The following is a 19,389-nucleotide window of genomic DNA, read 5'->3' as shown; positions in this document are numbered from 1 at the left end:
TTGTTTTATCAATCAAAAAAGTATTTGGAGGTCATACAGATGGCAAACGAAAAAGTGGTATTAGCATATTCCGGTGGTTTAGATACTTCTGTTGCAATTGCTTGGTTAAAAAACAAAGGATACGATGTTATTGCATGTTGTATTGATGTTGGTGAAGGAAAAGATTTAGAAGCTATTAAACAAAAAGGGGTTGATGTGGGTGCTGTTGAATCAATTACAATCGATGCTAAAGAAGAATTTGCCCAAGATTATGCCTTGATTGCATTACAGGGTCACACTTACTATGAGAACAAGTATCCACTTGTTTCTGCACTATCACGTCCTTTAATCGTTTCAAAACTAGTTGATGTAGCAAAACACTATGGAGCAACTGCAATTGCTCATGGATGTACTGGAAAGGGAAACGATCAAGTTCGTTTTGAAGTCGGAATTCATGCTTTGGCACCAGATATGAAAATTGAGGATCCTATTAGAGATTGGCATTGGTCACGGGAAGAAGAGATTCAATATGCTCAAGATAACAACATCCCCGTTCCAATCAATAAAAAAAGTCCCTACTCCATTGATGAGAACCTTTGGGGGAGAGCTAACGAATGCGGCATTTTAGAAGATCCTTGGGAGAGCGCCCCAGAAGACGCTTATGACCGAACTCAAGCAATTGAAGATACACCAAATGAGCCTGAAACAATTGAGATTACCTTTGAAAAAGGTGTACCAACATTTTTGAACGGAGAATATTATTCTTTAGCTGAAATGATTATGAAACTTGATAAAATTGCTGGAAAGCATGGAATTGGTAGGATTGATCATATTGAAAACCGTTTGGTCGGAATTAAATCACGTGAGGTCTATGAATGCCCTGCTGCCACTGTTTTGATCAAAGCACACAAAGATTTGGAAGATTTGACCAGTGAACGTGGCCTAGCTCATTTCAAACCAGTTATTGAACAAAAATTGAGTGAAATTATTTATAATGGGCTGTGGTTCTCACCACTCATGCCAGCATTGATTGCTTTTTTGAAGGAATCGCAAAAAGATGTTAATGGTGTAGTCAGAATTAAGTTGTTTAAAGGAAATGCTATTTGTGAAGGACGGAAATCCACAAATTCACTATATGATAAAAATCTTGCTACTTACACATCTGCCGATGAGTTTGATCAAGAAGCCGCTGCCGGTTTCATCAAACTATGGGGACTTCCTTCACAAGTTTATGCACAAGTTCAAGCAAAAAATAAACAAGCTGCTCAGAAAAACACCGCAAGTGATGGTGTTAAACAATGAGTACCAAAAAATTATGGGGCGGACGTTTTACAACTGAAAGTGCCCAATGGATAGATGCCTTTGGTGCTTCGATTTCATTCGATCAGTTAATGGCACATGAAGACTTAGAAGGCTCCTTGGCGCATGTTAAGATGCTCAAATACACAAAAATTCTAAGTGAGTCAGATGCTGATCAAATTATTGCTGGATTGCACGAGTTGCAACAAGAATTAGAAAAGGATCAATTGTCCTTTTCTGTCAAAAATGAAGATATTCATATGAATCTTGAAAGCATTCTGACAGAAAAAATTGGTCCTGTGGCTGGAAAACTGCACACAGCAAGAAGTCGCAATGATCAAGTAGCCACAGATTTGCATCTATACCTCAAACATCGTCTTCCTGAAATAATTGACACTTTGACACAACTGCAAAAGACGATTGTAGCAAAGGCTGAGGAGAACATTTATACGATAATGCCTGGTTATACTCATCTTCAGCATGCGCAGCCTATTTCATATGGTCACTATCTGATGGCTTATTATCAAATGTTCAAGCGTGATATTGAACGTTTTACATTCAATCAGCAGCATACTGATCTGAGTCCATTAGGGGCAGCTGCTCTTGCAGGAACAACCTTCCCGATTGATCGTCAATTTACTGCTGCTGAACTAGAATTCAAAGATATCTACGCCAATTCGCTTGATGCCGTTTCAGATCGCGATTTTGTTCTTGAGTTCCTCAGTAATGCTTCTATCTTAATGATGCATCTTTCACGCTTTTGTGAGGAAATCATTCTCTGGTGCTCATACGAATTCAACTATATTGAATTAAGCGATGAGTATTCGACAGGAAGTTCAATTATGCCGCAGAAGAAAAATCCTGATATGGCTGAATTGATCCGTGGCAAAAGTGGACGTGTCTTCGGTCATCTCTTAGGCTTGCTGACAACCCTAAAAGGTCTGCCATTAGCCTACAATAAAGATTTACAAGAAGACAAAGAAGGTCTGTTTGATACAATCAAGACAATTGTTCCCAGCCTAAAAGTTTTTACAGGCATGTTGTCTTCGCTAAAGGTCAATGAAGAAAAAATGGCCCACGCAACTGAACATGATTTCTCCAACGCCACAGAGCTAGCAGACTATTTGGCAAATAAAGGCATTCCATTTAGAGAAGCCCATGCAATCGTGGGGAAACTTGTTTTAAAAGGTACACAGAATAACTTCAATTTGCAGGACATTTCTTTAGAAGAATTCAAGAAAATATCACCTCTTATAGAGCAAGATGTTTATGAAGATTTGAAATCTAAAACTGCTGTTGCAAGAAGGCACTCAGCTGGCAGTACAGGCTTTGACGAAGTAAAAAAGCAGATAAAAAGTGCTAAAAAAGAACTGAATTTTTAATAATATCCCACCTCCAAATACACTAAAAGTTCGGAACTAAATTCAAAGGGCCGCGACAAAATAAAAATTTTGTCGCGACCCTTTTTAACGTAATCTGTATTTTCAAATTGATGTGTCTCAAATATCACTCGTCCCAATAACAAATTAGGCAAATTACATTTAAATGTGAATGTTGGTTTTCCTATTCCATATTGCTTAAAAAGATTAAAACGAATGTTCGCTTAAATTGCTTTAACTTTCAAAAACTATCTGTGTTCAAATGATTTTTCCAAACTGCAGGGGTGAACTATGTACACCTCATTACAGAAACCCTTGAGACTATTGTAAACATGTTGTGCACGTGAATACTTTGCGCAAACTCCAAAAACAGTTGGTCCGCTTCCGCTCATTTGAGCTGCTTGCACACCAAAATCATACATTTTCTGTTTGATTTTATTTATCTCCGGAATTTCCTTTACAGTTATTGGTTCTAAAGCATTTCCCATCCATTTGCAAATTTCTGTTAAATTTCCCTGTTTGATACCAGCTACTACATTATCAACATTTGGATGTTCTATTTTTTCATACGATATTCTTTTTAAAATTGACGGAGTTGAAACACTTTCCCGCGGCTTAGCAACTACCAGCCAGAACGGAGGTAGTTCTTCCAAGGGTGTGATCAACTCACCCTTGCCTTCCACTAGCGCCGTTTTGCTATAGACACAGAAAGGGACATCTGAATCAATTTTCAACCCTATTTTAGCTAGTTCACGTAATGAAAGTTTTAAATGCCATATCTGATTTAATCCGCGTAAAACTGCAGCGGCATCAGACGAACCTCCACCAAGACCAGCAGCAACAGGTATGTTCTTCTTGATGCTGATATGCACACCTTCAGAAACATCAAACAAACACCGTAATTCTTTAGCTGCCTTATAAGCTAAATTACGATGATCACTTGGAAGAAATCCAGTATCAGTTTCCACTGAAATACCAGTTAAGCTACTGCTAGTTTCGATATGAACGTAGTCTGCTAAATCAATCGAAGTCATTACCATTCGCCATTCCGGGCTTCCATCACGATGACGAAATGGAGTATCCAAACATAGGTTGATTTTGGCAGGGGCTTTTTCTAAAATATCCATCCAGTCACCTACTCAAACGTTTTAATATCATTATACTTAAAAACGCCGTCACTTGAAAAGAAAAACTCGAGTATTTTCATGACAAATAAAAAAGCCACGCATCATTAACCAGCTAGGCTTCAATAAAGACTGACAAACAATAAGTTTTTTCATTCAACAATGCATCTTAACTTTTTTCAAAGTCAAGTTCAATGTTTTTAGTGAGTACATCCGTATAACTGTATGAAACACGTTCAAATGCATTTTCATCCTGATTCAAATCAACCACAAACACAGCTGGAAATGTTTCACGTAGGATCCCATGTCTCCTAATCGTTTTCTTCCGTCCAGCTTGCGCGATGACTGTTAAATTCTTCCCCACATAGTCATCAAGTTTTTCTTTAATGGTAGCTAATGTTATTGGCATGGATTTCACCCCTCTGTGAAACTATCATAACATTGTTTCACAAAAAAAGCAATTATACCACACTACGACACCATAATTCAATTAAAAAATAATTATTTTTCAATGATCTTGGAATCAATAATTTTATTGGTCAACTGAATAAATTTGTCAATCGATAACTTTTCTGCTCTAGTTTTCGGAGATACGTCGAGTCCTAGAAGTAATTGATGCAGTTTCTCCTTATCTACTTGTTTGCCTAAAAAAGACTGCAAATTATTCCAAATCGTTTTCCGTCGATGCTGAAAACAACCTTTAACTACTTTGAAAAAGAGCTGTTCATCTTTAGGCAAGGTGAGCACTTCTTTAGGGCTTAAAACAACAATCGCAGAGTCAACTTTAGGTTGAGGGACAAAAACAGTTTTAGAAACGGTGAATGCCACTTTAACATGCATTTGATATTGTACACGGACTGTTAATGAACCATAAGCTTTCGTTCCAGGCTGTGCACTGAGACGTTCTGCAACCTCCTTTTGCATCATAACAACAAGCGAATCAAAAGGAATTCCTGTTTCAAGCAAGTGAATAATAATTGGACTAGTAATATAATACGGCAGATTAGCGACAACTTTCACACGGTGCTGTCCGTCAAAATATTTTGACAATAATTGTTTTAAATCAGCTTTAAGTACATCCTGTTTAATTACCTGAATATTATCATATGGTTCCAAAGTCTCGGCTAACACAGGGATTAGACGGTCATCAAGTTCTAAAGCCAAAACGCTATGTGCTTTTTTAGCTATTTGTTCAGTCAACGCACCAATGCCTGGTCCTATCTCAATTACGTCATCATTTTCATCGAGCTCTGCGGCATTAACAATTTTTTTCAAAATATTAACGTCTGTTAAAAAATTCTGACCTAAACTTTTTTTGAAGTTTAAACCATAGGTTTCCATGATCGCCCTTGTTCTGACCGGAGATGCAATCTCAGGTCTATCATCGTTTCTCACTGTTTTTTCCCTCCATTCGCTTAATTTGTACCATAGCTTTCTCTAACTGTTCAGGCGTTATTTGAAATAAATTCAGTCTATTATACAGTTGTTTGCCGTTAGTGTAACCTATTTTTAAGATTTCGCCTAAAAGAGCACGTCTTTTTTTTGCTTCTGGTCCTGACATTAAACCCATCATCATTAAATCTTCCCGTAAAATCAAAGGCTCTCCATCTGTTACTTCAGTATATAAATGGGCAAGTGCTTCGCGAATTGCTTCAGGAGATGCATGCTCAACACCCAAGCTCCCTTTGGTATGTGGCACAGCATCTTTTTTATTCAAAAAAGCATGCTTGACTCCCGGAACTTCACGTGTAATTATGTTACGTATTTTTTCACCTGAAAAATCAGGATCAGTGAAAACAATAACTCCCCTTGTTTCTTGCAGCTTAGCTATTTGTTCAAGTGTTTCATCACTAATGGCAGAGCCTCTTGTCTCCAATGTGTCAGCATTAACCGCCAATTTTATTCTCTTGGTATCATCTTTACCTTCCACAATGATTACTTCTTTAAGTTTATTCATCTTACTTGATCCTCAATATTTTTTTTGTATTTTCATAAGAAACAGCAGCGAGTTCTTCATTAGTTATTCCTCTAACTTGAGCCAAATACTCAAGCGTATAGCGTGTGTACCCTGGCTCATTTTTCTTACCTCTATAAGGTACTGGAGTAAGATAGGGAGCATCAGTCTCTAACAATATTCTTTCTAAAGGTGTAGCTATAAATGCCTCCCGAACATCAGTGGCATTTTTAAAAGTGGCCACACCACTAAATGACAAAGACATGCCGAGCTGTAAAAACTTTTGTGCCCAAAACGCATCCCCGTTGAAGCTATGCATAATACCACCTATTTTCTGAACTCCTGTTTCTTTCAAAATTGTATAAACATCCTCAAACGCATCTCGATTATGGACACTAATGGGCAAGTCCAACTCCCTAGCAAGTTTAATTTGAGATATAAATACTTCTTTCTGAATTTCACGCGGTGTATCACAATGGTAGTCTAAACCGATTTCACCTAAAGCACGCATTTGAGGATGAGCCAAACTGCTTTTTAAGTATTCTATCAGACCATCATTATAATTTGCTGCATCCTCTGGGTGACATCCCACTGCCCCATACACAATTCCTTTATACCGTTCCATTAAAGAACACAATCGTCCCGTGCTTGGTTTATCATAGCCTATGACGAGCATTTTAGTCACATTTAACGCCTGTGCTCTTTGAAGCACCTCAGCAGTTTCCCCATTAAACTCAGGGGCATTAATATGAGTGTGTGAATCAAAAATTTCCATTTTCATTTCCTCCACAAACTGAGCGTTATCTTAAATAAAAAAATCATTGTAAAGCCCAGTTATGCCAGAGGGGCCGTGACAAAACTAAATTTTGTCATGGCCCCTTGAATTTGACATGCAATTTTGCATTAATGTGTTCTCAAAGTCAAATCTTTTCACTTAAATATAAACGACTTATAATCTAATCAAAATTGAGCCGTCTTCGTGGTTCACTGTTTTCACCTTAACTTAGCAATCTATCCACAACTAACCTCAACCGATTAAAGAACCGTTTGGAATAATATTGTCCACTGTTATTAGTTTGACCTGATCTCCGTATTCAGCAGACAAGAGCATCCCTTGACTAAGTTCTCCACGCATCTTACGCGGTTGCAAGTTAGCAACAATAATGACTTTCTTACCTACAAGTATTTCTGGATTAGGATACCATTCAGCAATTCCCGATAGAATCTGTCTATCGCCATTATCTCCAGCATCTAAACGGAACTTCAATAATTTGTCAGCACCTTTAACGTGCGAAACTTGCAAAACTTCAGCAACTTTCAATTCAACTTTATCAAACTTATCAAATCGAATTTCCTTTTTAGTTAAATTCAATGAATTTGAATCCTTCTGTTTGGCCTCAGCAATTGCCTTGCGTCCTTTGACTTTTTCGTTTTTTGTCATTTTGGATTTAATATATTCAACCTCTTCTTCAACATCTAACCGTGGAAAAATTGGTGTCGCTTTGGCAACAACTTGAACTTTTTTAGGAAACTCATTGAAGGTCACTTCTTCGATACTCATATTCTCAGCAGGCAGCCCTAACTGTTTGAAAATTTCTTTTGGCGCATGAGTCATTACTGGCTGCAATAAAATGGCAAGTACACGCAAACTAGCTGCTAGGTGAGCAAGCACGCTGTCCAATTTAGCTTTTTTCTCTGTGTCTTTGGCCAAGATCCAAGGTTCAGTTTGATCGATATACTTATTTGTCCGGCTAACAAATTGCCAAATGGCATCTAAGGCATTTGAAAAATGGACTGAGTCCATTTCTTTTTTATAAGTTTCCACTATCTCTGTTGCTTTTACTTCTAGATCAGCATCAAAGCCAGTTATGTCTTCTCCCTTGCTTAATGAGGGGACAACACCATCATTGTACTTGTTGATCATGGCAACAGTCCTATTTAAAAGATTACCCAAGTCGTTCGCTAAGTCATAATTGATACGTTCAACAAAATCTTCTGGTGTAAAAACACCATCATTTCCAAAAGGAACAACCCGCATCAAATAATATCTTAACGCATCCAATCCATAGCGTTCAACCAGCATCTCTGGATAAACAACATTCCCCTTAGATTTAGACATTTTACCATCTTTCATCAAAAGCCAACCATGCCCAATGACATGCTTGGGAAGAGGTAAGTCAAGTGCCATCAATATAATTGGCCAGTAAATTGTGTGAAAACGGACAATCTCTTTTCCAACCATTTGAATATCAGCTGGCCAATATTTTTTAAATAACTCATCATTAGCAGTTCCATAACCTAAGGCTGTGATATAGTTACACAAAGCATCAATCCACACATAAACAACATGCTTAGGATTGCTCGGGACTTTGACTCCCCAATTGAATGTCGTACGTGTAATAGCTAAATCTTCAAGCCCCGGTTTTATAAAGTTATTAAGCATTTCATGTTTGCGTGAACTTGGAACGATAAAATCAGGATGTTGATCATAGTATTTTACAAGCCTGTCAGCATATTTGCTCATTTTAAAGAAGTAGCACTCTTCTTTAACCAATTCAACCTCATGTCCAGAAGGAGCTTTTCCACCGATAATCTTTCCCTCTTCATCACGATATACTTCGGCTAATTGCGATTCAGTAAAATACTCTTCGTCAGAAACAGAATACCAGCCTTCATATTCACCAAGATAGATATCACCTTTATCTAACAATGCCTGGAAAATTTTTTGAATAGCCTTTTCATGATAATCATCTGTTGTCCGAATAAACTTATCATTTGAAATTTCCAAAAGTTTCCAAAGCTTTTTTATGCTCGCAGCCATTTTGTCTACATAAGCTTTGGGTGTTGTTCCAAGCTCTTCAGCCTTCTGTTCAATCTTAAGACCGTGTTCGTCAGTACCCGTCAAGAAAAAAACATCAAAATTTTGTAATCTTTTATAGCGTGCCATAACATCACACGCAATCGTCGTGTAAGAATTCCCAATATGTAATTTCCCCGACGGATAATAAATCGGAGTAGTTATATAGAACGTCTTTTTTTCACCCATTAGATCAATTCCCTTCAGCTTAGCTATTTTTTAATCCTGATAATACTTATATTTTTATCTGCACTTTAAATTGTTTTTAATTTTTCGTTAGTTACTGTAAGTATATCATATTTCTTAGCATTGACTTGCGTAAAAAACTAATAGTACACGTTCTTTCGCATATCATCCTGGTAGAGTCTTAGTCTCCCCTTCACTCACTAAACTTTAAATTTACAAACACCTGTTCTGCATCTTCAAGAATCATTTCTCCATTGTTAGGAAGAACAATTCTCTCACGGTTGATTGCTACTATTTTTGCTTTAGAGGAACGATACTGAATTAAACCCGCAAAGGGATAAACACGCAACGAAGTACCACAAATAACAATCAGATCGGCTTTCTCTAATATATCGATCGCTCTCTGTAGCAATTTTGAACTAATTGATTCTCCATAAAGGACAATATCTGGTCTAAGTATCCCGCCGCATTTTTGGTGAATCATATTGTCCAGATAGCTGCGATAACTTACTCTTTTAGCACATTTTTGACAATATACATGATACAAATTTCCATGAAACTCCAAAACATCGTCAGTCCCCGCACTTAAATGTAAACCGTCAACATTTTGTGTAATAACTTTCACATGGTAAACATGCGAAGCAGCCGCTATTTTTTTATGAATAGCATTGGGCTTGGCCGATGGGTAATACATCTGCTTTGTTACAAAATTATAAAAAACCGATGGCTCCCTTTTTAAACAAGCTTTGCTCAAAAGGTATTCCGGATTCGAGTTTTGTGAGTACAACCCACTTTTAGACCGGTAATCAGGTATCCCTGAAGGGGTTGAAACACCAGCTCCCGTTAAAAAAACAATATTATGAGCATCATCCAGCATCCTCTGTAAATCTGTCATTACTACAAACCTCCTAACAACGATTTAACGTGTTAAATAAGGAATAGCAAGTTCATCCATAAAGTCTCCGATTGGCATCGCGTAGATGCGTTTGAATTCTTCTTCAGTTTTTTTACTTTGAGGTGTTGGTAAAACAAAAGTATTTTGCTGATCAGCTTTTGAAATACCAATATAAGCAGTTGTATCTTGCAAATTTTCATGCAATTCAGAATGAAAAATAGAAAATAACTGTCGTACTTCCAAGCGCTTCTGCCTTTTACTCAAAACCGCTGTCAAGGTTACAAAATTTTGCAGATTCATTGGTGGCATTTTCCATTGTTCTAGTTGCTGATCAAACAGACGAAATACTTTAACGACTGCCCTTCTTATCTCAAATGCTGAACTAATCTCCTTCACTGTTAATGCTGCATATATTTTTTGAGCAGCAGCAAAGGTCCGCGGATATAGCGTCTTTAACTTGGATAAGATTCTCTCTTCCTCATCTTCAAAAAAAACTAATGTGTCTAGTAGCGTCAATGTTCTTAAAACCATCCATTCATCTGTGCTATTTTGAGGCTCAGGCTTTAGTGTTGCTAAGACACCTTTAAAATATAATTCTTTAACACCATCATTAATTAGCCCTCGATCTTTTTGCTGACTATACACCAGAAAATGCAAAATAGTGTCGTAAAGTTCCATTCCAGTGGCCATTATTTTATTGTCCAGTTCTTTACTACCTGTTGTGATATTAAAGGAAATCTGCGGGGCTCCCTTAAATAACAGTAACAAATGCAGTAACTCATGTGAAACTGTATAATTTGGTTCTGTTACGTCGTTTACCTCTATTACCATCTCACCATTGTGCAAATACTGCTGTGCTTGATCATGCCTTAAGAAACCGATTTTTTTATCATGATATTTTATATTTAATTTATTGGGATAAATTTTTTTTAGCTCCACAACGACTCTTTTTGCCGCTTCATTTAACTCAATTTCTGTCATGCCGTTTACTCCTCCTAATCTTGTCTATTGCTGCTTTAGCAGTTGCTGAATTTTTCTCCTTGGTCTTGTTCATTACAGCTAAGACTTGTTGGAGTTCATCAGGCTTAGCTCCGGCAGCTATTGCCAACGTTTTTGACTGCAGTCGCATATGCCCTTTCTGAATTCCCTCTGAGATCAAAGCATACAGTGCAGCAAGATTTTGTCCTAATCCTACACAAGCAATTACTTTTTCCAATTCTTCTGCATTTTTTATCTTTAAGATTCTCTGATTGATCTTTACAAGCGGTAAAATTCCGATAGATCCGCCAACACTTCCAACTGGCAAAGGCAATTCAATTCGACCTTTTAGTTGCTCATCTGAAATTGTCCATTGACTTAACCCTCGATACTGTCCATCACGCGCAGCAAATGCGTGCGCGCCGCTTTCAATTGCACGCCAATCATTTCCGGTCGCCAAAGCAACAGCGTCAACACCATTCATAATACCCTTATTATGTGTTGCTGCACGATATGGATCAACTTGTGCAACTCGACTCGCCTGGACTATCCTACGCCCTATTTCTTCACCAGTAAAGCTTTCTTTTCCTAAAACCGAAAGAGGGATACTACATTCAGCAATTGCTAAACATTCGGTAGCATAGTTGGACAAAATACTCATTAGGACATTCTCATCAAAAACTGCCCGAATGTGATCCGCAACTGCTTCTAACATTGTATTAAGCATATTTGCTCCCATTGCTTCTCGTACGTCCACTGCTAAATCAATAGATAGCAAATCATCAGCTAATGGCCTGCAGCGAATCCATCTTGCACCACCGCCACGTTTAATCAGAGAATAATGAGCTTTATTTGCTATTCTAAGAAGTGATTGCTGTTCGTTTTCGATTCCTTCATTCAGCTTTTCAAAACTTTTAAAATTTTCAACAATTATCTGTCCAAGCATTAAACGCTGCTTGATCTTTGTTTTAAAACCACCGGCTTTTTTTACTATGCTTGCCCCATGACTGCTAGCGGCAATTACCGATGGTTCTTCTGTTACCATAGGGACAAGATATTCTTGCCCATCGATTAGGTAGTGAAAACTGACTCCTTCTGGAATCGAATAATCGGCTATGAAATTTTCGATCATTGAGTTTCCCAATTCAGATGAAGATACTGTGTTCCTTAAACATTTGATGTCATCCTTTGTCAGTATTCCTTCATCCTGTAAAATATCCCATCTTTCCTGTAATTTTCTACGGTAAAATTTTTCAAAGCCTTTCATTATGTTCTCTCCTCTAAAAATACATTAGGGTGTAATTGTCCGACTTTCATTATATAATAATATTAAGATCATTAAAGTATAAAAGGGAGGTAGGCACCATTGCCAAATGTGTGCTGATCATGCGTAAAAAATATAAATCTTTGATTATAGCCGCAGCTGCTCTTTTTTTATGTACAATATTAATAGTGGCTGTAAATCTTATTTTTAAATCTGAACCAGCAAAAAAGAACGTTTTATTTGTTGGTGTCATTCCTCAAAACAAACCCTATAGCTGGTACAATCATAAAAAAAAATTAGTTGGCTTTAATGTTGAACTTGCCAAAAAAATTGCCCAAAGAAATGATATGCGCACAAAATTCATTACGGGTTCCCGTGAACAATTATACAGTAAATTCAAGCATGGGAAAATTCAGCTACTTTTTCTTAATAAGAATCCTACTACGTTAAATAAAGATTCATATTATAAAACTAATACTTATTTATATCAGCCAAATCTGCTGCTTACTGTGTCTAATCATAAAATAAGCAACTTAGACACGCTAGCAAACCGCAAAGTTGCAATTTCAGCTCATTTAGATGTGCCACTAACATTGCAAGGAAAACACATAAGGTTTGTCCAATATTCCCAGCCGCAAAAAATGTTACACGATGTCCTTGCGAAAAAAGTCAGAGCTGCAGTCATGAGTGATTATACTTATTCTTCAGTTCTGCAAAAAGAGCCACTTTTTGTAAACGAATTATCCAGAAATAATCCTTTTCCACCAATTATTTCTCAAAAAATATTTGGAATCATGCCTGTCAATAAAGCACTCCTTCACAAAATAAATGCTAGCCTAAACCAATTTGAACAAGATGGTACACTTGCCAGTCTTTCACAAAAATTCTTCAAACAGGATTGGTCAAAACAGTAAACACAACTATTTTGGATTTTGCAGAGTTCAAAATTTCAGCTTTCAAAGTATTCTTCTGGTCAAAAATAAACCACTTTTATAAAAAGCGCAGCTAAACTTGAAAACATAATTCGACAGACATAACGGAAGGAGCCGTAGCAAAACAAAAGTTTTGTCACGGCTCCTTGAGTTTGACTCGCATTTAACGCAGCCACATGTTCCTAGAAATCTTTTACCTACCTATAACTTATTCAAAGATTTACTTTATAGCGCTACATCAAAGATATTAAAATCCTAAACACTCAGGAAGATGTACTTCAATCTAAAAAATCAATTCTGTTCATTAAGAAAAGTATGCATGAAGCCTTCCCGAGCTCCACTTTCAGAAAAAAAGACATTTGAACTCTGTAAAATTTGAAGCAACATAACAATAGGTGTCATTCCACCCAAAATAATATCCGCACGATTTTGTTCCATTCCATTGACAGCTTTCCGTTCATATCTGTTCTTTCCCAGTAAGTCGGCATAAACATCTGTAAAATCTTTCCGTGTTATTTTGAAACCATGGATTTGTTCGAGGTTGCCTTGATGCAACCTTCTTTTTTGGATACGTGCAACAGTCCGATTACAGCCCCCCAGTAATACGATAGGAACACCATGTGCTTCGTTTAACCATCCTAGTTTCTGATATTGTTCCTGAACAAAAGTTTCAAACTTAAAAAGTTGTTTTGCGCTCATTACTTTTTCAGCACCAAAACGCTCAGTCAAACTGATTGCTCCGTAAGGAATGCATTCCAAGTGTTGTGCCTTTCTATCTTTAACTAAAATAATCTCACAGCTTCCTCCACCCATATCTACTATAATGCAATCTTTAAGAGGCAATGAATTTATAACACCAAGATAATCATAATAAGCCTCATCTTGACCTGAGAGGATTTTAACATCAACACCTGTCATCTTTTTGACTGACTGTAAGAAGAAAGCACTATTTTCTGCCTCTCTGACAGCTGCCGTTGCAATTGCACAAACTTTGCTATGAGGATAATTCTGGTATACTTTAATAAAATATTTGACCGCGTTCAAAGTACGTTCAACAGCTTTCGGTTCGAGCATTTTTTTTGTACCATTTTGTTGCCCCATCCCCTCAGCCAAACGAGTTGTTTCTTTGATTCTTTTTATTTCTTTAAACTCTCCCCCAGTAGAAATTCGATTAATCGCCAACCGTGCTGAATTTGACCCAAAATCAAGAATAACCAAATTTTCCAACGTACTTCCCTCCATACCTCTCCTCAAGTTTCACTCATCATATGCAGCTTACTTAACCAAAATAATTAACACCTATTGCACCCCGAACTTCAGCCAAAGTTTGTTCAGCTACCTTATTGGCTTTTTCACTGCCCTTTTTTAAAATATCATATACAGCAGGGATGTCTTGGGCAAATTCAGCTCTTTTTTTCCGGATAGGAGCAAATTCAGCTTCTAAAATTTCATTCAAGTAGCGTTTGATTTTAACGTCTCCAAGTCCGCCTTCTTGATAATGCTTTTTTAATTCGGCAATCTCGGACTTATCAGTTCCAAAAATATCAAGATAAGTAAAAACCATATTTCCTTCGATCTTTCCCGGATCTTCAACATGAATATGGTCTGGGTCAGTATACATTGACATAACTTTCTTACGCAATGTATCAGCATCATCTGATAGATAGATACAGTTTCCTAATGATTTGCTCATCTTAGCGTTACCATCCAATCCTGGAAGACGTCCTTCGCCTTTAGGAGGGAATATTCCTTCTGGTTCAACCAAGATATCTTTTCCATAAATTGTGTTGAAACTTCTGACTATCTCTCGTGCTTGCTCGATCATTGGTTCCTGGTCGTCACCTACCGGAACAAGATTTGCTTTAAATGCTGTAATATCAGCTGTTTGGCTAACTGGATAAACAAAAAAGCCCGCTGGTATAGAGCGTTCAAAATTTTTCTGCTGAATTTCAGCCTTAACGGTTGGATTTCGTTCAAGACGTGAGACCGTAACCAAGTTCAAATAATAACTTGTCAATTCTGTTAATGCTGGAATTTGTGACTGTACAAAAATTGTGGACTTTTCAGGATCTATTCCAACAGCTAAATAATCTAAAGCCACTTGAATCAATGAGTTGCGTATTTTTTCAGGATCACGTGCGTTATCAGTCAATGCCTGCTGATCTGCAATCATAATATAGGGATCATAATTACCGGTATTCTGTAACGCAACTCGATTTTTAAGCGATCCGACATAGTGACCAATATGCAATTTTCCTGTAGGCCGGTCGCCTGTTAAAATAACTTTTTTCATAATTTTCCTCCAATAATTATAAATAAAAAGATCCTATTGCCACCTAGCAATAGGACGATTTTTTCACCGCGGTACCACCTAAATTGCAGGATACTCCTGCCACTTGAGCTTCTATTCAATTAGAACTAATTTATCCTTGCAGTTCCAATTCATCAGATTGTTGTGTTTTTCAGCAAACAACACATCTCTTTTGATAATCTGACTACTCAATCTGCATACTTCAATAACACCATTGTACCCAACAAAAATCGTAAAGTCAAAATCATAGAAACCTGCAGATTAACAGCCCTTCTCAAATAATTGTTGTTAGATAAAGAGTGTGTTAGTATTACTTTCTATGAAAAAATATTCAGGAGGGCTTAAAGTATGGATAAAGAACGTCTGCAAGAACAACGAAGAGTCGATAACGTTGTAGCAAAAATAAAACAATCCTTAAATAAAAAAGAAAAAGAGTATTTGAAAGCCCATCAAGAAACATCTTCTGTTGAAAAAAATTATGTCCAAAATGCTAAAATAAATACCTTTGAAATTGATGACCGAATTGAAACTAATGCTGAGATTCAACAGCAAAAACAATTGGTTGCTAAAAATGTTGAAAATGAGACTATTTTAAAGCGACAATTAACAACATTGAAAGATTTAAAAAAATCACCTTATTTTGGAAGAGTTGATATTCTTGATGAAGGTGAAGACATACCCGAAACACTTTACATTGGTATTTCTTCATTTGTCGACGAAAAACAAGATTTTCTGATTTATGATTGGCGCGCACCAATCTCGAGTATCTTTTATAACGGTACTTTGGGAAAAGTTAGTTATGACGCTCCGATTGGTGAACAAGAAACCGATTTGCTCAAAAAACGCCAATTTTTAATCCAAAATGCTCAAATTAAAAATATGTTTGACACCAATGAAACTGTTGGCGATAATATTTTACAAGAAATACTAGGTAGTGCAAGCGACGAATATATGAAAAACATCGTCGCTACTATTCAACAGGAACAAAATGTTATCATTCGAGATACACACAGTGATTTGTTGCTCGTTCAAGGAGTAGCTGGCAGTGGAAAAACTTCCGCTATTCTTCAGCGTATCGCTTTTTTACTTTATCACAGTCGAAGTGATTTAAATGCCGATCAGATCGTTCTTTTTTCGCCTAATCTCCTCTTCAGTCATTATATTTCTGAAGTACTACCTAGTTTAGGTGAACGCAACATGCGTCAAGTTACTTTAGCCGAGTTTTTTTCACAACGTTTTGAAGGGTTGAACGTTGAAACATTATTTGACAGTTATGAGAAAAAATTATCTTCATCTAAAAAAAGATACGCGTATACTCAAAAAAAAGAAACGACAGCATTTATGGAAAATGTAAGAAGTTATGTTCTTAACTTAACTGCAGATGACTTGCAGTTTACAGATATTATGTTAGATGACCGTGTTATTTTCAATAAAGAATCGATAAAATCAACATATTCCTCTCTACCGGAAGCCCTATCTCCCTCACATCGTTTCCTTGAAACCAAAAATCTGCTTATAAAGAAATTGAAACTTTTTATATCTGAAGAAACTCGCAGTAAATGGGTTTTAGACAAGATTGCTAGTTTGAGTGATGAAGAGTATTTAGACCTAGTTTCTGATTACAAGCGTTCTCGTTTTGGGGAGCTTGCTGAGGAAGAACATTATTTAGCTTTGAAAATAGTAAAAGATAGATTCAAATCAGTTTACGACGCAATTTACAATAACTATTTTTTGGATATTTATCGTCAATACTCCGCTTTTCTTACGGAAAATTTAAGCGGTTCAGAAACTTTATTCAATACTCAGGTCGAATTTCATCGCCTTTCACTAGCTGATTGTGCGCCATTGCTTTATCTAAGAGATTTATTGACCGGCGGTGGTCAAAATCAAAAAATTCAGCATTTGTTTATTGATGAAATCCAAGATTACTCATTAGCCCAGTTAAAATATCTTAAATTTGCTTTTCCGCAAGCAAAACTAACATTACTTGGTGATAGTGAACAAGCACTTTTTTCAGATGTTCAAGAACCCACTGTATTTCTGGATAATCTGAAAAAGACGCTCACTGTAAAAAGAGCTCGCATTATTCAATTGAATAAAAGTTATCGTTCAACAAGCAACATCACAAATTTTATCAAAGCTCTGCTTCCTGATGGTAACAAGATTCATGCGTTTACACGCTCAGGTAAAAAGCCGAAAGTACTGATTGCCACTGATCATTCAGATGCTCTCAGTAAGATTAACGTACAAATATCGCAGTTGCTCAATTCCAACACCACAGTTGCGATTATCACCAACAATATGAATGAATGCAAAACAATTTACCGCAAGCTCCATTCAAAGCGTCCCTTAACGCTGATCGACAATACTGCACGTTCACTACCTCAAGGTGTTTTAGTGCTTCCAGTTTATTTGGCAAAAGGTCTCGAATTCGATGCTGTGATTGCATATAATGTATCTTCGAATAATTATCAAGACGAGCACTCGCTCGGGACACTATATACGATTTGCTCACGTGCTATGCATGAACTCGTTCTATTGAGTATCGGTGAAACATCTCCTTTAATTCAAAGCATTCCCAGTAAACTTTTTTCAATTGAACATCAAGTAACTCTGCCACATAAAAATTAAAAAATACACAGGTGAAATTAACTTTTTTTGAATTGTTATTGATTTTAAAACTACGATATAATATACTATCTAAGGTAACAATTCATGCCACTTTAGCTCAGCAGGTAGAGCACCACCATGGTAAGGTGGGGGTCACCGGTTCAAATCCGGTAAGTGGCTTATTATTTAGCACAAAGCATCTGAACTTCTGCTTTGTGCTTTTTATGTTGTTGAAATATATTTCAGAAAAAATTGTAATTTTTAACTAATTTTTTAGCATATTTTTTAGTTTTCATAACCTACTTCTCTTTTTTTTATGTGGAACTCTGTATATTAATTGATGGAAACATAAATTATAATAAATGGAGGATTAAAACATGAATAAAGAGTCATCCAAGCAAGACAATTTATTAATTGATGCTATTTGCACTAGAAATGAGAGCGCTTCTTTCGATAAGCTCTTTCATAAATACTACCCTATGGTTAATAAGGTTATTAATCGCTATAACTTCAGACTTTTAGAAACTGAAGACTTGATCCAGGAAGCTCGCATAGTTTGTTATCGAACAGCTTTAGCTTATGATGTTTCAAACAACGTTTCATTTGGACGGTTCTTTCAGCAAAGTCTGCTTAATTGTTTTTGCAGCTTGTTACGCCGAGAAACAGCCAAAAAAAGAAGAGGAGACATATATGCTGAGTCTTACAATCAACTTTTAGAGACACAGGGTGAATCTGCGCATGAAACAGATTTATTGGTTTCTAGTACATTAGCAGTAATTTTAGCGAAAGAAACAATTCTATCTATGGCGGAAGATATGAACGAATTTGAATACTCTATTTTTAATTTACTTGTTTTTGAACAATATACACCTGAGCGTATTTCTTCAGATTTACACTTACCTATAATCAAGGTTAATCGTTCAATAGCTCAAAGCAGAAATAAACTTTCTTCACGTTTTGATGAGCCATAAAATATATAATAAAGTACCGGTCTAAAACACAAACATGTATAAGAATAAAGAATTATGATAAAGCTAAGTCTTAGCATACACAAAAAAGAGGCTGTGACATAAGTCTCCATAACAAAGGCCAGTCTGGAAAAATCTTTGGTTTCTTCCAGACTGGCCTTTGTTATAATAGAAAATAAAAAAGAGTATCGGTCACACCCGATACTCTACGAAATTATCCCCGAAAGGACATTCCTAATATGCAAGACTATTATAACATAAATCAAACTACCTTGAGTATTGCTTTAGATTATCTGCCAGAAGAAAACCATCCAGCTCGTTACATCAATCAGTTGGTTGAAAGCTTAAAAATAAAATATGATTACCAGTTTGGCCGCCCACGGGAATACAATCTCGGTGCCATGTTAAAGCTGGTTCTTTTGGCGTACAGTTATGGTATTTTCAGCAGCCGAAAAATTGAACGCTTTGCCCGTGAAAACAAGCCAGCTAGTTGGTTGATCTCCGATCAAGTACCGTCTTACCGAACAATTTGTCGGTTTAGAATTTCTGAAGAACTGACTACTTTAACAGCTGATAGTTTATCACAACTGACCCAATATCTCCGTCAAAATGGCATGGTTGACGATGTATCTTTTATTGATGGGACAAAGATT

At 36.7% G+C, this 19,389-nt stretch carries 17 protein-coding genes and 1 tRNA gene; 7 read left to right on the top strand and 11 right to left on the bottom strand.

Annotated features, from left to right (window positions below; all coding sequences use genetic code 11):
- Window positions 1-39: 39 nt before the first annotated feature.
- Window positions 40-1,281 carry an argininosuccinate synthase gene (locus tag FC19_RS05535; protein ID WP_057876004.1) on the top strand — a complete coding sequence of 414 codons (1,242 nt, stop codon included), beginning with the start codon at window positions 40-42 and terminating at the stop codon, window positions 1,279-1,281.
- Window positions 1,278-2,660 carry an argininosuccinate lyase gene (gene argH, locus FC19_RS05530; protein WP_057876003.1) on the top strand — a complete coding sequence of 461 codons (1,383 nt, stop codon included), beginning with the start codon at window positions 1,278-1,280 and terminating at the stop codon, window positions 2,658-2,660. The genes FC19_RS05535 and argH overlap by 4 nt, the downstream gene beginning before the upstream one ends.
- A gap of 245 nt (window positions 2,661-2,905) precedes the next feature.
- Here the strand turns inward: argH and ispE are convergent, their stop codons facing one another.
- From ispE to FC19_RS05485, 9 genes are all read right to left on the bottom strand, one after another.
- Window positions 2,906-3,784 carry a 4-(cytidine 5'-diphospho)-2-C-methyl-D-erythritol kinase gene (gene ispE / locus FC19_RS05525; protein WP_057876002.1) on the bottom strand — a complete coding sequence of 293 codons (879 nt, stop codon included), beginning with the start codon at window positions 3,782-3,784 and terminating at the stop codon, window positions 2,906-2,908.
- 166 nt (window positions 3,785-3,950) lie between these two features.
- The gene (locus FC19_RS05520) at window positions 3,951-4,190 is read right to left on the bottom strand and encodes a Veg family protein (protein ID WP_057876001.1); all 240 of its coding nucleotides are present in this window, start codon (window positions 4,188-4,190) and stop codon (window positions 3,951-3,953) included.
- 92 nt (window positions 4,191-4,282) lie between these two features.
- Complete coding sequence (gene rsmA, locus FC19_RS05515) at window positions 4,283-5,122, bottom strand: 16S rRNA (adenine(1518)-N(6)/adenine(1519)-N(6))-dimethyltransferase RsmA (RefSeq protein ID WP_057876066.1); 840 nt, start codon at window positions 5,120-5,122, stop codon at window positions 4,283-4,285.
- A gap of 40 nt (window positions 5,123-5,162) precedes the next feature.
- Window positions 5,163-5,738 (bottom strand): ribonuclease M5, encoded by a 576-nt coding sequence (rnmV, locus tag FC19_RS05510; RefSeq protein ID WP_057876000.1) that lies wholly within the window; start codon window positions 5,736-5,738, stop codon window positions 5,163-5,165.
- A 1-nt stretch (window position 5,739) separates the two neighbouring features.
- Window positions 5,740-6,510 (bottom strand): TatD family hydrolase, encoded by a 771-nt coding sequence (locus FC19_RS05505; protein WP_057875999.1) that lies wholly within the window; start codon window positions 6,508-6,510, stop codon window positions 5,740-5,742.
- Window positions 6,511-6,762: 252 nt separating this feature from the next.
- Window positions 6,763-8,781, bottom strand: coding sequence for a methionine--tRNA ligase (gene metG / locus FC19_RS05500; RefSeq protein WP_057875998.1), 2,019 nt, complete (start codon window positions 8,779-8,781; stop codon window positions 6,763-6,765).
- Between the two features lie 190 nt (window positions 8,782-8,971).
- Entirely contained in the window at window positions 8,972-9,673 is a 702-nt protein-coding gene (locus FC19_RS05495) for an NAD-dependent protein deacylase (RefSeq protein WP_057875997.1), read from the bottom strand.
- Between the two features lie 24 nt (window positions 9,674-9,697).
- Window positions 9,698-10,654: a hypothetical protein gene (locus tag FC19_RS05490; protein WP_057875996.1), complete on the bottom strand. Its 957-nt coding sequence runs from the start codon at window positions 10,652-10,654 to the stop codon at window positions 9,698-9,700.
- Complete coding sequence (locus FC19_RS05485) at window positions 10,641-11,918, bottom strand: hydroxymethylglutaryl-CoA reductase, degradative (RefSeq protein WP_057875995.1); 1,278 nt, start codon at window positions 11,916-11,918, stop codon at window positions 10,641-10,643. Before FC19_RS05485 ends, FC19_RS05490 begins: the two co-directional genes overlap by 14 nt.
- A gap of 119 nt (window positions 11,919-12,037) precedes the next feature.
- Between FC19_RS05485 and FC19_RS05480 the strand changes: the two genes are divergently transcribed.
- A complete protein-coding gene (locus FC19_RS05480; protein WP_057875994.1) occupies window positions 12,038-12,829 on the top strand; it encodes a substrate-binding periplasmic protein in 792 nt (263 codons plus the stop codon).
- A gap of 309 nt (window positions 12,830-13,138) precedes the next feature.
- On the opposite strand, the gene FC19_RS05475 is transcribed toward FC19_RS05480, so the two are convergent.
- Both FC19_RS05475 and trpS read right to left on the bottom strand, forming a co-directional pair.
- Complete coding sequence (locus FC19_RS05475) at window positions 13,139-14,074, bottom strand: Ppx/GppA phosphatase family protein (RefSeq protein WP_057875993.1); 936 nt, start codon at window positions 14,072-14,074, stop codon at window positions 13,139-13,141.
- Window positions 14,075-14,126: 52 nt separating this feature from the next.
- Window positions 14,127-15,143 (bottom strand): tryptophan--tRNA ligase, encoded by a 1,017-nt coding sequence (trpS, locus tag FC19_RS05470; RefSeq protein WP_157061270.1) that lies wholly within the window; start codon window positions 15,141-15,143, stop codon window positions 14,127-14,129.
- A gap of 363 nt (window positions 15,144-15,506) precedes the next feature.
- Between trpS and helD the strand changes: the two genes are divergently transcribed.
- The 4 genes from helD to FC19_RS05450 all read left to right on the top strand — a co-directional run.
- A complete protein-coding gene (gene helD, locus FC19_RS05465) occupies window positions 15,507-17,789 on the top strand; it encodes an RNA polymerase recycling motor HelD (RefSeq protein ID WP_057875991.1) in 2,283 nt (760 codons plus the stop codon).
- Window positions 17,790-17,875: 86 nt separating this feature from the next.
- Window positions 17,876-17,948, top strand: a tRNA-Thr gene (locus FC19_RS05460).
- A gap of 197 nt (window positions 17,949-18,145) precedes the next feature.
- Window positions 18,146-18,739, top strand: a complete 594-nt coding sequence (locus FC19_RS05455) for a sigma-70 family RNA polymerase sigma factor (RefSeq protein ID WP_057875990.1) — start codon at window positions 18,146-18,148, stop codon at window positions 18,737-18,739.
- A 236-nt stretch (window positions 18,740-18,975) separates the two neighbouring features.
- Window positions 18,976-19,389, top strand: a 414-nt coding sequence (locus FC19_RS05450; RefSeq protein ID WP_162261183.1) for a transposase, incomplete at its 3' end; no start/stop codon positions are given.

Origin of the sequence: Liquorilactobacillus aquaticus DSM 21051 (assembly GCF_001436755.1) — a bacterium.
Classification (GTDB): domain Bacteria; phylum Bacillota; class Bacilli; order Lactobacillales; family Lactobacillaceae; genus Liquorilactobacillus; species Liquorilactobacillus aquaticus.
The sequence above is the reverse complement of the archived record's forward strand: the minus strand, read 5'-3'. Positions and strand labels throughout refer to the sequence as shown.